This is a genomic window from Arthrobacter sp. B1I2, assembly GCF_030816485.1.
In the GTDB taxonomy this organism is placed as follows: Bacteria; Actinomycetota; Actinomycetes; order Actinomycetales; family Micrococcaceae; genus Arthrobacter.
In genome coordinates this window covers 922,100-937,101 of record NZ_JAUSYC010000001.1, presented here as the reverse complement: position 1 = coordinate 937,101, position 15,002 = coordinate 922,100, and the positions used below count along the sequence as shown (strand labels likewise).

Annotated in this window: 14 protein-coding genes and 1 pseudogene; 7 read left to right on the top strand and 8 right to left on the bottom strand. The window is 64.3% G+C overall.

Annotated features, from left to right (window positions below; translation table 11 throughout):
* The first annotated feature begins 109 nt into the window (after positions 1-109).
* From QFZ57_RS04400 to eda, 6 genes and pseudogenes are all read left to right on the top strand, one after another.
* Complete coding sequence (locus QFZ57_RS04400) at positions 110-1,492, top strand: MFS transporter (RefSeq protein WP_306629231.1); 1,383 nt, start codon at positions 110-112, stop codon at positions 1,490-1,492.
* Positions 1,489-2,514, top strand: coding sequence for an L-idonate 5-dehydrogenase (locus tag QFZ57_RS04395; protein ID WP_306898268.1), 1,026 nt, complete (start codon positions 1,489-1,491; stop codon positions 2,512-2,514). The genes QFZ57_RS04400 and QFZ57_RS04395 overlap by 4 nt, the downstream gene beginning before the upstream one ends.
* Before the next feature lie 62 nt (positions 2,515-2,576).
* Positions 2,577-3,789 (top strand): annotated as a pseudogene (manD, locus tag QFZ57_RS04390) (D-mannonate dehydratase ManD).
* Between the two features lie 11 nt (positions 3,790-3,800).
* A complete protein-coding gene (locus tag QFZ57_RS04385) occupies positions 3,801-4,766 on the top strand; it encodes a PfkB family carbohydrate kinase (RefSeq protein ID WP_306898265.1) in 966 nt (321 codons plus the stop codon).
* Between the two features lie 38 nt (positions 4,767-4,804).
* A complete protein-coding gene (locus tag QFZ57_RS04380) occupies positions 4,805-6,220 on the top strand; it encodes a mannitol dehydrogenase family protein (protein ID WP_306898264.1) in 1,416 nt (471 codons plus the stop codon).
* Positions 6,213-6,842: a bifunctional 4-hydroxy-2-oxoglutarate aldolase/2-dehydro-3-deoxy-phosphogluconate aldolase gene (eda, locus tag QFZ57_RS04375; RefSeq protein ID WP_306898262.1), complete on the top strand. Its 630-nt coding sequence runs from the start codon at positions 6,213-6,215 to the stop codon at positions 6,840-6,842. Before QFZ57_RS04380 ends, eda begins: the two co-directional genes overlap by 8 nt.
* Positions 6,843-6,920: 78 nt before the next feature.
* Here eda and QFZ57_RS04370 read toward each other — a convergent pair whose 3' ends face one another.
* From QFZ57_RS04370 to QFZ57_RS04345, 6 genes are all read right to left on the bottom strand, one after another.
* Complete coding sequence (locus tag QFZ57_RS04370) at positions 6,921-7,634, bottom strand: SDR family oxidoreductase (RefSeq protein ID WP_306898260.1); 714 nt, start codon at positions 7,632-7,634, stop codon at positions 6,921-6,923.
* 163 nt (positions 7,635-7,797) lie between these two features.
* On the bottom strand, positions 7,798-8,400 hold the full coding sequence (locus tag QFZ57_RS04365; RefSeq protein WP_306898258.1) for a TetR/AcrR family transcriptional regulator: 603 nt from the start codon (positions 8,398-8,400) through the stop codon (positions 7,798-7,800).
* 75 nt (positions 8,401-8,475) lie between these two features.
* Positions 8,476-9,333, bottom strand: a complete 858-nt coding sequence (locus tag QFZ57_RS04360) for an alpha/beta fold hydrolase (RefSeq protein ID WP_306632425.1) — start codon at positions 9,331-9,333, stop codon at positions 8,476-8,478.
* On the bottom strand, positions 9,330-10,391 hold the full coding sequence (locus QFZ57_RS04355) for an NADP-dependent oxidoreductase (protein WP_306898254.1): 1,062 nt from the start codon (positions 10,389-10,391) through the stop codon (positions 9,330-9,332). Before QFZ57_RS04355 ends, QFZ57_RS04360 begins: the two co-directional genes overlap by 4 nt.
* A gap of 407 nt (positions 10,392-10,798) precedes the next feature.
* Positions 10,799-11,623 carry an alpha/beta fold hydrolase gene (locus QFZ57_RS04350; RefSeq protein ID WP_306632424.1) on the bottom strand — a complete coding sequence of 275 codons (825 nt, stop codon included), beginning with the start codon at positions 11,621-11,623 and terminating at the stop codon, positions 10,799-10,801.
* A gap of 197 nt (positions 11,624-11,820) precedes the next feature.
* Positions 11,821-12,024, bottom strand: a complete 204-nt coding sequence (locus tag QFZ57_RS04345) for a cold-shock protein (RefSeq protein WP_142036849.1) — start codon at positions 12,022-12,024, stop codon at positions 11,821-11,823.
* A gap of 359 nt (positions 12,025-12,383) precedes the next feature.
* On the opposite strand from QFZ57_RS04345, the gene QFZ57_RS04340 reads away from it, so the two are divergent.
* Positions 12,384-12,686 carry a DUF4193 domain-containing protein gene (locus QFZ57_RS04340; protein ID WP_306632423.1) on the top strand — a complete coding sequence of 101 codons (303 nt, stop codon included), beginning with the start codon at positions 12,384-12,386 and terminating at the stop codon, positions 12,684-12,686.
* 50 nt (positions 12,687-12,736) lie between these two features.
* Here the strand turns inward: QFZ57_RS04340 and QFZ57_RS04335 are convergent, their stop codons facing one another.
* The gene (locus QFZ57_RS04335; RefSeq protein ID WP_306629222.1) at positions 12,737-13,843 is read right to left on the bottom strand and encodes a GTP pyrophosphokinase; all 1,107 of its coding nucleotides are present in this window, start codon (positions 13,841-13,843) and stop codon (positions 12,737-12,739) included.
* A 46-nt stretch (positions 13,844-13,889) separates the two neighbouring features.
* Positions 13,890-14,879 carry a LacI family DNA-binding transcriptional regulator gene (locus QFZ57_RS04330; RefSeq protein WP_373461296.1) on the bottom strand — a complete coding sequence of 330 codons (990 nt, stop codon included), beginning with the start codon at positions 14,877-14,879 and terminating at the stop codon, positions 13,890-13,892.
* Positions 14,880-15,002: the final 123 nt, after the last annotated feature.

The window sequence follows — 15,002 nt, the reverse complement described above, 5'->3', positions numbered from 1 at the left end:
TTGTATGGTAGTAGCAAACGGGGTGCTGCCGGTCACACCTAAGATCCTCAGCCCAATGTCTCCGTTCACTCTCCCCCTTCGTTATTCATCGCCTGCAAAGGAGCACCAGATGACCGAGAGCATCTCGCCGCCTGTCACCAAGCCGGAAACCAAACCCACCCGCGAACTGGCCAAAGTCGCCGTGTCCGGCTGGCTGGGAACGGCCATGGAGTTCATGGACTTCCAGCTGTACTCGCTGGCAGCAGCCATCGTGTTCAACAAGCTGTTCTTCCCCGATGTCAGCCCGGTGATCGGCCTCATCGCTGCCATGGCCACTTACGGCGTGGGGTACGTTGCCCGTCTTGCGGGTGCTGTCTACTTCGGCCGCATGGGTGACAGGATCGGCCGTAAGAAGGTCCTCTTCATCACGATTGCCCTGATGGGTGCGTCAACAACGCTCATCGGCGTTCTTCCAACCCACGCAATGATCGGAATCTGGGCCCCCATCCTGCTGGTAGCGCTTCGCCTGATGCAGGGATTCGGCGCAGGTGCCGAAATCGCCGGCGCAACCGTAATGCTCGCTGAGTTTGCTCCCGCCCGCCGCCGCGGCCTTATTTCCTCCCTCGTGTGCCTGGGCACCAACTCCGGTACCCTTGCCGCCTCCGCTATCTGGGCGATCCTCGTGTCCACGCTGTCGGAAGCAGACCTGCTCAGCTGGGGCTGGCGCATTCCATTCCTGTTCAGCTTCGTCCTGATGATCTTCGCAGTTTGGGTGCGTCGCTCCCTCAAGGAAAGCCCCGTCTTCGAGCAGCGGGACGACGTCGTCGACGGCGTAGCACTGTCCAAGCGCGAAATCGCCGCTGCAGAGGAACTGGCAAAGACCAGCACCATCGAGGCCGCACTGCACCAGCGCAAGGGCAAGGCCTTCCTCATCGCCTTGGGCCTCCGATTCGGCCAGGCAGGCAACTCCGGGCTCGTCCAGACCTTCCTTGTTGGTTACCTCGCCACCGTCCTCCTCGTCGATAAGAGCGTCGGCACCACCGCCATCATGTACGGCTCCCTGCTCGGCTTCCTGACCATCCCGGTCATGGGCCTGTTGGGTGACCGCTTCGGCCGCCGGCCGCTCTACCTGGCACTCAGCTCCCTCACCGCACTGTTCGCCATCCCCATGATGCTGATGGTCACCAGCGGCAACACCACAATCATCACCATCGCCATGGTCATCGGCCTCAACCTGGGCGTCCTGAGCCTCTTCGCCATGGAGAGTGTCACCATGGCAGAGTTCTTCGGAGCCCGCACCCGCTTCACCCAGCTCGCCCTGGCAAAGGAAATCGGCGGCATCCTCGCCACCGCCATCGGCCCGCTGCTGGCCGCCACCCTCACCGCAATCACCGGCCACTGGTGGCCGTTGGCCGCAATGCTCATCGCCTACTCACTGATCACCCTCATCTCGGCCTTCGTAGGCCCCGAGGTCCGCGGCCGCGACATGGTCCGCCTGGAAGACGCCGTATGAAAGCCGTCGTCGTCCATGGCGCCAACGATCTCCGGATCGACGAACGACCGGAGCCTGTAGCGGGCCCCGGAGAGGTAGTGCTCGACGTCGAATGGGGCGGCATCTGCGGATCCGACCTTTCGTACTGGCGCCACGGCGCGTCGGGTACGGCGGCGCTGAAGTCGCCGCTGGTCCTCGGCCACGAAGTAGCTGGTCGGATCGCCCAGCTGGGCGACGGCGTGAAGAACCTCGAGGTCGGCCAGCCGGTGACCGTCCACCCCGCAGAACTGGTGGGGGACGGGGTCCTGCCGGAGCGTTTGGCCGGGCGCACCAACCTCTACCCGCAGATCCGCTATTTTGGATCCGCTGCCTTTGATCCGCACACTGACGGCGGCTTCAGCGAACGCAAGCTCGCCCGAGCTTCCCAGATCCGGCCGCTGCCCGACGGAGTGGACACGCTCCGCGGAGCCTTGGCCGAACCGCTCGCCGTCGCAATGCACGCAGTTCGCCGTGCCGGTGACCTTACCGGCCGGGACGTCCTGGTCAACGGTGCCGGGCCGATCGGATCCCTGGTGGTGGCGGCGGCCAGGTACGCAGGTGCCAGGACCGTCATCGCCGCTGACATCAACGACTCGGCACTGAAAATCGCCAAAGCCATGGGCGCCGATGAAATCCGGAACGTCTCCGGCGGTGGAAGCCTCCCGGAGGACATGGAGCTGGTGTTCGAAGCGTCCGGCATTCCCGCAGTGCTCGGCGGGGTTCTCCGCGCCACGGCCCGTGGCGGCACCCTCGTCCAGGTCGGAAACCTGCCGGGCGCCCCGGCCCCGGCAGCCTTGGGCGACCTGGTCACGCGCGAGATCACCTGGATCGGCTCCTACCGGTTCGCGGACGAGATCAGCGACGCCCTCCGTGCCATGGCCGAAGGCCTGGACGTATCCCCGGTCATCACGCACAAGTTCGGAATCGACCAGGCAGCCGAAGCCATGAGGGTTTTCGGGGATCCTGCTGCCGGCAGCAGCAAAGTGATGCTCAAGCTCAGCTGAGCCGTAGCCGGCAGCCCGTTTCAGTACCACTTCTCCACCATCAACATCCAAAGGACCAACCAGTGAAGATCACCGACGCACGCGTAGTGGTTTCGTCACCCGGACGGAATTACGTCACCCTCGTCATAGAAACCGAGGACGGCATCACCGGCATCGGCGACGCCACGCTCAACGGCCGCGAGCTGTCTGTAGCGTCATACCTGTCCGAACACTTGTGCCCGCTGCTGATCGGCCGCGACGCCCGCCGCATCGAGGACTCGTGGCAGTACTTTTACAAGGGCGCCTACTGGCGCCGCGGACCGGTCACCATGACGGCGATCGCCGCCATCGACGTCGCGCTCTGGGACATCAAGGGCAAAGCAGCAGGCATGCCGGTCTACGAACTCCTGGGCGGTGCAGCCCGCGAGGGCGTCATGGTCTACGGCCACGCCAGCGGCTCCACCTTGGAGGACCTCAGCGCAGACTTCCAGCACCACCTGGACCTCGGCTACAAGGCCATCCGCGCCCAAGCGGCGGTCCCAGGACTGGAAAAGACCTACGGCATTGCGCCGGTGGACGGAAAACTCTACGAGCCTGCCAGTGGCAACGTCCCCCAGGAGGACACCTGGGAGACGTCGGCGTACCTGGACTTCGCCCCAAAGATGATGGCCCACGTCCGTGAGGAATTCGGCTACGGCACCCATGTCCTGCACGATGTCCACCACCGGCTCTCACCCATCGAGGCCGGGCGACTGGGCGCCTCGCTTGAGCAGTACCGTCCGTTCTGGATTGAGGACCCCACACCGGCGGAAGACCAGTCGGCATTCCGCCTGATCCGTCAGCACACCACTACACCCATCGCGGTGGGGGAGGTGTTCAACTCCATCTGGGACTGCCAGCAGCTGATCACCGAGCGGCTCATCGACTACATCCGAACTTCCGTTTCACATGCCGGCGGCATCACGCACCTGCGCAGGATTTTCTCCCTCGCGGACCTGTACGGTGTGCGTTCGGGCTCGCATGGTGCAGGGGATCTGTCCCCGGCGTCGTTCGCGGCAGCCCTGCACGTGGACATGAGCATTCCGAACTTCGGCATCCAGGAATACATGGGGGCACCGGGAGCCGGCCAACGAAGTCTTTACATCGTCTTACACCTTCAATGACGGCTACATGCACCCCGGGGACGTCCCCGGCATCGGCGTGGAGTTCAACGAGGAAGCTGCCGCCCGCTTCCCCTTCGACCCGAAGTACCTTCCCATCAACCGGCGGCTCGACGGTTCGGTGCACGACTGGTGAACCCCTCAACGATGCATATCGAGAACCAGTCATTCGACGTCGTCGTGATGGGCGAAATCCTCGTTGAAGTGGCCACCGACGTGGCATTCGCTCATGGCGTTCCGGCCCAGCTCGGCATCTCCGGGGACGCCCTGAACGTCGCCGCCGCCGCTGCCGCCGCCGGCGCCCGCGTCGGCCTGCTGTCGGTACTGACCGACGACGACCTGGGCAAGGCGATCGCCGCCCGGATCGTCGAACTCGGCGTAACCCCCGACCTCCTGAAATTCCGGCAAGGGCAGCAGGGCGTCTACCTGGTGCACTGCGATCCCGACGGGCAGCGCGAGTTCTCCTACGCCCGCAACGGCAGCGTCGGATCCTCCCTGGCTCCGGACGACGTGGACCCTGCCGTGTTCTCGGCCGCCGGCGCCGTTGTGGCAGGCGGCATCGCGTGTGCCATCTCGGACTCCTCCCGGGCAGCCGTCCTGAAGGCCGCAGCGCTGGCCAAACGGTTCGTGTTCGATCCCAACTTCCGCCCCCGCCTCACGTCCGCAGAGGATGCGGCGGCCGTACTCCTGCAGCTCGCGCCCCGGACCCACCTGGTCACACCGTCCTTCCCCGGCGAAACATCTGCACTGCTGGGCTGCTCCACACCCGCGGAAGCAGCGGCCAAGCTCCGCAGCCTCGGCGCAGCGAACGTAGCCGTGACGTGCGGAGCCGAGGGCATCCAGCTCGAAGGCGAAGGCTCGGACAGCACGTGGATCGACTCCATCCCCGCCCCCGCCGTCGTGGACCAGACCGGCGCGGGTGACGCATTCGTGGGCACGCTGACAGCCCGTATAGTCCTGGGCGACAATTTCCCCGTTGCTGCCCGGTACGGGGCGGCGGCAGCGTCGCTGGTCGTTGGCGGCAAGGGCGGAACGGGACTGATCCCCACCTTTGAACAGACCCACGCCCACGCTGCCGGATCCACCGAAGGAGCATTGCCATCGCACGCCTAAGCGCAGCCTCCCTCGCCAACGCCAAGCACCGCGCGAAGGTGCCCGCCGGCACGTTCCGGCCAGGCATCGTGCACTTGGGACTTGGCGCCTTTGCCCGGGCACACACCGCCGTTTTCACCGAAAACGCCATGCTCGCCACCGGCGCCTCCGACTGGGGAATTGTCGGGGTAACACAGCGCTCGGACACAGTTGCACGCCAACTGACACCCCAGGACGGACTCTTCACCGTCACGGAGCGTGGCACCGGAGCAGCACCGCTCCAAGTTGTTTCCAGCATCGTGGAAGCCATCTCCGGCAGGGACGACCCGGAAACTGTCGTGGACCGGATCGCCGCCCCCACTACCCACGTGGTGACACTGACCATCACGGAAAAGGGCTACCGGATTGATCCCTCCACAGGATCACTCAACACCACGGATGAACAGGTGCAGGCCGACCTTGCCGGCCAACCGCCCCTGACGGCAATCGGACAGCTCACCCGGGGAATCCAGCAGCGGGCCCGCAACGGGGGAGGGCCCCTCACCGTCGTCTCCTGCGACAACCTCCCGGGCAACGGGAAACTGACAGAAACCCTTGTCCGCGCCTTTGCCGAAGCCCTCCCCGAAGCGGAAGCAGCGCCCCTGCTGGCATGGCTCGATACAAACGTAACGTTCCCCAGCACCATGGTGGACCGAATGGTCCCGGCCACCACCAACGCCGACCTGGACGCCGTCGAAAGTGAACTCGGGCTGCGGGACGAAGCAGCGGTAGTAGCGGAGCCCTTTATGCAATGGGTCATTGAGGATAACTTTGCGGGGGACCGGCCAGCGTGGGAGGAAGCCGGCGCGCTGTTCAGCAACGACGTCGCCAGGTGGGAAGCGGCCAAACTCCGCCTGCTCAACGCAAGCCACTCGATGTTGGCATACCTGGGCCTGGCTAGCGGCAAGGCGACCATCAGCGACGCCGTGGGGGAGGACGCCTTCCGCACCGCTTGCCGGTTGATGCTGGCCGAGGAAGCCCTCCCCACCCTCACCCTGCCTGACGGTCTGGACGGTGCAACTTACTGCACCCAAATCCTGGAACGATTCGCGAACCCCGCCCTGGGACACACCACGGCCAAGGTGGGCAGCGACGGCTCGCAGAAGATCGGTCTCCGCCTGTTGACCACCGTCCGCGCCACCCTCGCCGCCGAACGCGAGCCGCGCTGTGCCGCGCTTGCCGTGGCCGCGTGGATGCACCACGTCGCCACCACTGCTGCCGCAGACCTGAACGATCCCCTAGCGGACGAGCTCCAGAACGCCCTGCCGGCTGAGCGGTCCGCCGCCACCGTGGTGCCGGCGCTCCTTAGCTGCCGCAGCGTCTTCGACGCCGAACTCGCGGCAGACACCACCTTCGCAGAGCTCCTCAAGAACTGGTACCGCATCATTGACACCCAAGGCCTCGACGGCCTGAGAAACGAGATCAACCATGGCTAACGCCACCAGCGTCCTGCACGTTTCGCCCGTCATCCCAGTGGTAACCATCGATGACCCACAACACGCCGTCCCCCTTGCCAAGGCACTGGTCGAGGGCGGCATCCGCATCATCGAGCTCACGCTCCGCACCGAAAGTGCTCTTACTTCACTCAAGCTCATCGCCAACGAAGTGCCCGATATCCTCGTCGGGGCAGGCACCGTCCTTACCCCCGGTCAGGCGAACGCGGCCGTCGCCGCCGGAGCGCAATTCCTCGTCAGCCCAGGCGTGACACCGTCACTGCTGGACCACCTGCTGACCCTAAATATCCCTGTCCTGCCCGGCGTAGCCACAGTGGGCGAGGCAATGGCTGTGCTGGAGCGCGGGCTGGACACCATGAAGTTCTTCCCCGCCGGACCAGCCGGTGGCCCCGATTATCTCGCCGCCATCGGAGCCCCCATCCCGCAGGTCCAATTCTGCCCAACCGGTGGCATAAGCCTCGCTTCAGCCCCGGCCTACCTTGCCCTGCCCAACGTATCCTGCGTCGGCGGCAGCTGGCTCACCCCCCGCAGCGCCATCGAAAACCAGGACTGGCAGCAAATCACCAAGCTCGCCGCAGGGACTGCGTCTCTATGGATGGAATGATGCGGGCCAGCTCCTCGTAAGTGGCCGTAAGAACAACTTCGAGCGGTCCATCAGGCACTGACCGCAGCACCACCGGCACTAGGCGTTTGTGGCTTTGAGCTGCGGGTACAGGTCTTCAATGCCGGCGCTGAGGCCGGCTTTGACCTTCACTGATGCCTCGTCGGCCAGCACCTCGTACTCGCCCGTCTCAAGGGCGTCGAACACGCGCGTTACCAGGACTGCCGGCTGGAGCTTGGGCCCGGGCGTGTGTGCGGCCATGGCTGTATCCACCCACCCCACGTGCACCCCGAGGACGTGAACGCCCTCAGGGGCGAGTTCGAGGCGCAGGGCGTTCGTTGCTGACCACAAAGCGGCTTTGGACACACTGTAAACACCGGTCGTTGCGTACCAGCTCAGGAGTGAGTGGACATTGATGATCGCTGCGTCGTTGTGTTCCTTGAGCGCGGGTGCGAAGGCGCGGGCAAGGAACAGTGGGCCAAAGAAGTTGGTTTCCATGTTGGACCGGATATCTTCTTCGGGCAGGGCCAGAAGGCTGGCACTGGCCGGGGAGGCACCGGCGTTGTTGATCAGGACGGTAACGTCAGGCGCTGCTGCTACTGCTGCCTGGATGGAGGCGGCATCGGTGACGTCCAGAACGAGGGGAACGATGCGTTCGTCGTCCCATGCCCGGGGAGCGCGCGCAGTGGCATAGACCTTGGCTGCGCCACGATCGAGGGCTTCGTGGACGAAGTGTGTGCCGATGCCGCCGTTCGCGCCGGTGACGAGGACGATTGCTCCAGTAAGGGAAGTCATGGTTGGTTGCCTTTCGGTTGTGGTGCTGCCCAGAAACCCGGGCAGGGGGCGGGAGCGTCTAAGTGCCGGGTTCCGCGCTCCAGGTGCCTCTGGAGAGGATGGGCGCCGGGCGGAGGGATTCCGTCGTTTGGATGCGCCGGGCCGGGGTCTTGGTACTCCGGACTTAGGCGGGAAGGATTGCCGCTACCTGGTTCCGGATGTCCAGCAGCAGGTCTTGTATTGACCAGGAGACGTTGGTTGAAGCGGCCATGCTGAGGAACATGATGGCAGAGACGACGCGGGCAAGTTTGGCGGCAGCATCTGGAGTGGTGCGGCCGTCACGTTGCAACACGTCGGCGAGTGCGGCCTCGGTGCCTCCTGCGAGGGTGAGGGCAGCGTGGTGGTGGGGCTCGTTGGGGTCGCCGAAAACCATCTCCCGCAGGTAGGTGCGGCCGTTGTCGATCTGCTTCCGGTTGCACTCCACCACCGGGCGGATGATCGCCATGACGGCATCGAGAAGCACGGTGGTCTCCGCGGCGTCGGCCGTGCCCTTGGCGAGGGCATCAGCGTAGGCAGAGTTCTGGACGAGCAGCAGCAGTTCACCCTTGCTCTTGGCGTACAGGAACAGGGTGCCCGTGCCGATGTCGGCCCTGTCGGCGATCTGCTGGGTGGTGACATCGTCAATGCCATGCTCGGCAAAAAGCTCGCGGGCCGCCGCCGTGATCCGGTCGAGTTTGGCCTGCTTGTTCCGTTCCCGCCGTCCGACGGGCTGGGACGCAAGGTGCATGGCGGGTTGTCCTCCGGGGCGGTCTTCTGGTTGGGCTGACTCTGAGTGTAGTCAATGGTGGTCGCCTGCCCAGGGTCAGCGGCCGAGGAACTCAACGGCCACGGGGGCGAACTGCGTATGGAACTGGAAGATGCTGCCGTGACCTGAGTCCGCATACATGACCAGTTCTGATCCGGCGATGCGCCGGTGCAGGTCCATGGACAGGATGGAGGGAACCATGCGGTCGTGGTCACCGTTGGCGATGAGCGTGGGATGGGTGATCGTCGACAAATCGGCCGGTGTGGTCCGGCCCCAGTTCCTGATCGCTTTCAGCTGGGTCCGGAATGCCTGGATCCGGACCGGCCGGTCACGTCCGGCGGTGCGTTCGTGGAGGCGGGTGATGAATGCCTTTGCGGCCTTTTTGCCGGCGGCGTTGCGGTTAAAGAAAAGGAATTCCTTCGGATCCGCCCGGACCAGGTAGGCCCGCACTATATCGAGGTACGTGACCCGTGCGATCTTGTCCATGCCTTTGCCGCCTCGGGGGCCGGTGCCGGCAAGGATGAGTTTCCGGACCAGTTCGGGGTGCTTCCCGATCAGGGCCTGGGCCACCATGCCGCCAAGGGAGAAGGCGAAGATATCCACCTTTTCGAGGCCAAGGGAGCGGATGAAGCTGGCGGCATCGTCGGCCATGGCCTCGATGCTGTTGGGCACCGCACCGGTGGTGGCGCCGAGCCCGCGGTTGTCGAAGGTGATGACGCGGCGTTCCTTGGCGATGGGGTCGATGATCCGGGGGTCCCAGTTGTCCAAATTCCCGGCGAGGTGGAGGAAGAAGACCACCGGAACCCCGCCCTGGGGCCCCAGCTCACGGTAGGCATAGCTGACGCCACCGACGGCGATGTTGCGGGTGGGTGCCTCGGCATAGGAGGATGCGGGGGCATTGCTGGCGGCGCTCATGCCCACTCGCCGAGCCTACGCTGACCGGCAAGTTCCGTGGTGGCTGTGGCGGCGGCGTTGTCCGGGGGATTGATGATGACGGCCTTGCCGCGCAATCCTCCATGTCCCAGTGCCTGCAGGGCCTCCGGAGTCTGCGCGAACGGGGTGATGCGTCCGACGACGGGCCGCAGCACGCCGTCGTCGACGAGCCTTGCGACGTGGCCCAGTTGCTTGCCGCTGGCACGCATGAACAGGAATTCGTAGTGCACGCCGAGCCGGCGGGCCTGGCCGCGGATGCTGCGGCTCAGGCCGGCGATGGCAAGGCGGAGTACCGGATTGAGGCCGGACTCCCTGGCGAAGACGGGGTCCGGAGGTCCTGCGATTCCAATCGCCTTGCCGCCAGGCTTGAGGATGCGGAGGGATTTCTCCAGGTTCCGCCCGCCGACGCTGTCGAGGACCAAATCATAGCCGCTGAGGATCTGTTCAAAGTCTTCGTCCCGGTAGTCGATGACGGTGTCAGCGCCGAGTCCGCGGACGAATTCCGCGTTGGCGGCGCTGGCGGTGGTCGCTACCGTCGCTCCAAGATGCTTTGCCAGTTGAATTGCGATGGAACCTACTCCGCCGGCACCCGCATGGATGAGGACCTTCTGCCCCGGCTGCACCTTTCCGTGCTCCACCAGGGCCTGCCATGCCGTCAAGGCAACCAGCGGAAGGGAGCCTGCCTCGGCCATGGTGACTGACGCGGGCTTGGTCGCCAGATCCGCCTCTGCCACGGCGATGCGTTCGGCGAAGGTGCCGATGCGGGTCTTGTCCGGCCTGGCGAAAACTTCGTCGCCCGCCTTGAAGCCGCGCACTTTCGCCCCGACGCTGAGGACTGTTCCGGCCAGGTCATTACCGAGGATAAGCGGCAACGGGTAGGGGAGGATCTGCTTGAACTCGCCCATGCGGATTTTCTCGTCCAGCTGGTTGAGCCCGGCCGCTTCCACCCGGACCAGGACATCTTGATCCCCGATGACCGGCTCGGGAACCTCGGCCACCTGCACGTCGGCCTTGTACTTGGTGATGACGAAAGCTTTCATACCGAAACTCTCTTTCATATTGAGTGAAATCAATTATGAGTGTAATCAGTAAATGAGTCAAGGGCGACAGAAGCCAGCAGGGCAGGATTGAGCATGACAGGAAATCGCCCGATGCAACGTGGACGGCAGCTGTCCGGTCCCGGGCATCATGGGCCGTCAGCCGATCGAAGCAACGCGCCTCCGACTTCGGGAAAACGCCACGGACGAATGCCGTAAAACAGCCCCTTCCTCCGGCACTCCCCGCCAGTTTCGAAAGGCCGATATAGACCTTTCGTCAAGCTGCAAGCTGCGCCGGGGGAGAGGTCACCCCCTCGTAGTGGTAGGTCAGTGAGTGCTACCAGGCATCCGCAGGGTGCTTGATGAAAGAAGGCTTCAAAGTCGAGCGGGGGAGGGGCTGACGTCGCCTGTCACGAGCGGCTGTCGAGGTAGTGCATAATCGCCCGGGCCGTTTCCTCCGGAGCGCTGAGGTGGGGGCAGTGCCCGGTGGCCTGAAGCTGCATCAGGGTGCTGTGTTCCAGATTCTTGTGCAGGTAGGCGCCCACTTCCGGCGGTGCAAGCCGGTCGTCGGAGCACTGCAGAATCAGGCAGTTGGTGCGCAACTTTTTCAGCTCAGGTCGGGTGTCGGAGAAAAAAGTTACCCCGGCGAAGTGCCTTGCGATGGACGGATTTGTCCGGCAGAAGCTGACACGCAGGTCCTCCGCTAATTCCGGCTCCTGCGGATTGCCCATAACTATGGGCGCCAAGGCCGCGGCCCAGGCGAAATAGTTGCTGTCCAAAGATGCCAGCAGGGCCTCGATGTCTTCCCGCGAAAACCCGCCCACGTAGCCGTCGTACGGGTCATCGGTATGACGGGGTGAAGGAGCAAGCAGGACCAGGTGGGAGAAACGGTTGGGGTCCTGCACTGCGGCGATCACGGCGATCATCGTGCTGACACTGTGGCCCACCAGGATGACGTCCTCAAGTTCAAGGGCGACGCAAATCTCCAGCAGGTCCGACGCGTACCCATCCAGGGACCCGTACTTCTCCCAGTCGTAGGCGCTGATGTCGGAGTGTCCTGCACCGACATGATCAAAAAGCACCAACCGGTAATCATCAACGAAATAGGGCAGCAGCTTCCGCCACATAGCCTGGTCGCAGCCAAAACCGTGGGCAAACATCATCACAGGCCCATCATCCCGGCCCAATATTGTGACATTGTTCCGGCCGATTACCGCGGCAACTCCTTCGATCACGTCCTCACTGACCCTCGCGTAGGGTGGCGTCCTGTCCCAGATACTATCCACGGGAAATAGAGAATCCTGGATCCTTCCAGTATGACCTGTGCGCCTGCCGACCTATGAGGACGCGATGTGAATCATGAGGCAGGCTTGGCATGGAGCGAACAAAAAGAAGCTGGCCAGCATGTGCCGGCCAGCTTCCTAACAACCGCTTAGAGCGGCTGGATGTTCTCAGCCTGCGGACCCTTAGGGCCCTGGGTGATGTCAAACTGAACCTTCTGGTTCTCGTCGAGGGAGCGGTAACCGCTGGAAGCGATTGCCGAAAAGTGTGCGAACACGTCAGCGCTTCCGTCGTCGGGGGCGATGAAACCAAAGCCCTTTTCGGCGTTGAACCACTTGACTGTACCTGTTGCCATGCTTGTTTCCTTCACGGGTCGCGGGCCGGATCCGCTTTTCGGATTGCCGTCCCCGCCACTCACACTATGAGCCTATGTGCCAGCAGTGGGAGCGGGCAAGAGATCGGTCAAAAGAAGACTTCGGGAGGGCGGCAATACGAGGTTTGCGGCAGCTTGACTAGGACAGTGCTTCTAAGTGCGGAGTACCTAATAAGTCTTGACGCATTCATATACCTGCGACGCGTGAAGCGCTGCCACTTGTCTAACTAAGCGTCCTGTTATCGCTGGCATACCTTTTGAGGAACAACCGGGCAACCGCGTACGTTACAGTCTCGTCCGGAATGAGCATCAGAGCGACGATTGAAGGAAGAAGCACCTACGTGGCAGCCGACTATGACGAAGTCCGTTCCGATGTCAAGGAATCCCAGGATCGTTCACTGGAGGATTTGCAGTCCGCGAACGCCCCTGATGCCCGCAGCGTCGTCACCGAGCTGGACGGGGCCGATGCCCTCGATGAAGGGCTGATACCTGGTGGCGAAATCATCTCCGATGAGCTCATCGTGCAGGTGATTCCCCAGGCCGCAGACGAGTTCACCTGCTATTCCTGTTTCCTGGTCCGGCATCGGTCCCAGTTGGCGCGGGAGAGCAACGGCCACGCCTACTGCGTGGAGTGCGAAGGCTGAGCAGCTTCTTCCAAAGCTGAGTCCAGCAAATAGAAGAGAAGGTGCAACCCCTACTTCGTCGTCAGCCGGTACCGCTCGATCTGCCGCAGCCGCCGCATCAGGCTGTCGCGCCGCGGGTGCGGGACAGCGTCGGCGGGTTCTGCGGTGAGGTCGATGTGCTTGGTGCCGTACTGCCACAGCAGGAGGTCGTCCATCAGCCGGTCGGGGCCGGGGGAGTAGCGGTGGTCCAGGGCCCTGCGGACCTCGGTGATGCGGTTGGCGCTGAGCAGCCCGGCCAGCTGCATGGTCTGGTTCAGCCCGTGGGCGGCGAGGAGTTCGGCAGCCCAGCCCCAGTCGTCGTCCACCTTGCGGTCCACGTGCGGGAGCAGGGTGCGCCACACATCGCGGACCCGGTTTGGTGTGAGAGGCGCCGCGCCCTCCCCGTCCATGTCCCAGAAGCTGCGGACCTCCTCGTACCGTTCGTGCAGGTCGGCAAACGCCGTTTCCACCGTTTCCAGCATGGCGGCGGTGGCCGTGAACTGGCGGTCGAAGTGCGGCGTCCACGCGCGTGGGTCTTCGGCCTTGAATCGGATGTCGTGCTCGATCTCGCTCCAGGCATGGGCGAAGATGGTGCGGATCTGGCATTCGAAGAAGTAACTGCCATTGGGCACGGCGTCCGGGTTGAAGACCTGCTGGTACTCCTTGACGGCCTCGTTCTGGATAGTCCGCAGGATCAGGTGCCGGCTGGAGTAGCCGTAGGTGCCCGACTCGATGGAACCGATGTCCTTCTCCCGGTCCCCGCGGCAGTCAAAAAGCTGCCGCTGCCGCTTGATGATGTTGGCCACCAAGGCATTTTCCGCCGGTAGCTTGGTGATCACCCGAATCCCCACCATGTCATTGAGGGTTCGGAACGGATCCGGGAATTTGAGCAGCCGCGGGCCGCCGGGTTCCAGTGGCTCTTCCGTCCGGGAAATCTTCTCCTTGAAGGACTCCACCGTTTTGGTGCGTCCGCTGACGAAAAGCGGCGTCACCTCGGTGTCTTTGAGCATGTCCCGGAGGGTGAGCAGGACGTCCCGGGTGACGAGCTTCAGGGCAGGGCGGACGCGCTCATAGATCTCTACGTTGTGCTCCACCGACTCACGCAGCGGCGCGTCCAGACTTTCCCAGTTACTCGGCATGGTCCCAGCTTACGGCGGGCCCCCGACAGCAGGCCTTCGCATGCCCCTACGTTTCGGCGGCCGACGTGGACCCGCGCACCACCAGGGAGCTCTCCAGGATGAGCTCTTCCTGCTCCAGCGGCCGGCCCTCCATCAGGCGGCGCAACTGCTCGCCCGCCTTCAGCCCCAGCTGGTCGGCCGGCAAATGGACGCTGGTCAGGCCCGGGCTGCTGGTGGCCGAATAGGGCAGGTCGTCGAAGCCGGCCACGGCCAGCTCCCCGGGAATTTTGATCCCGGCCACCCTGGCTTCCTGCAGCACACCGTAGGCGTGGGTATCCGTGGCGCAGACGACGGCGGTGACGCCCGCGCGCTGCCAGCCCGGCCAAGCTGCGGCAAACGCAGCCGCCGCTTCACCGACGTCGATGGTGGTGCCGGGCATATCGCCCGGATCAACCGTCATGCCCCGGGCCGACGCCGCCGCCAGGAAGGCGTCGCGGCGGATAGTGAAGGTCGCGGTGCCGGTCACGCTGTCCAGGTAGGCCACGCGCCGGTGGCCGGCGTCGGCGAGGTGGGCGGCCAGTTCCCGGGCGCCCTGGGCAACGTCCAGGTTCACGGCCGGGGCAAGCGTCTCCAGGCCGGGCGCGTCCAGCAACACCAGCGGCCCTGATACCGAGAGGTCGGACAGGAAGCCGGCGTTCGGGGCATCAACCAACAGCCCCGCCGGCCGCAGGGACATCAGCTTCCGGATGTCAGCGGCCTTGGGAAATTCACCTGAATCCGTGACGGAGAGCAGGAGCTGGTAGTTGGGTCCCAGTGATTCCCGGACGCCGCCGATCACCTTGGCGAAGAACGGGTTGGAGATATCCGGCGCCACCAGGATCACGATGGAACTGACGCCACGGGCCAGGGAACTGCCGATCCCGTCCACCACGTACCCGAGCTCGGCGATGGCCTCCTGCACGCGGGAAATATTGTCCTCGGACACGCGTCCGGCCGTCTTGCCGTTGGCCACCAGGGACACCGTCGCCACCGAGACCCCTGCCCGGGCGGCGACCATGGCCGCCGTTACCCGCCGGGGACGGCCCCGATGCTGCACCTGTTCCCCGGAGTTCATGCTTCGATCCTAGTAGTTTCCGGGAGGACCGAGACCGGACAAGGCGTCAAGCGTTTGACGTGGGCA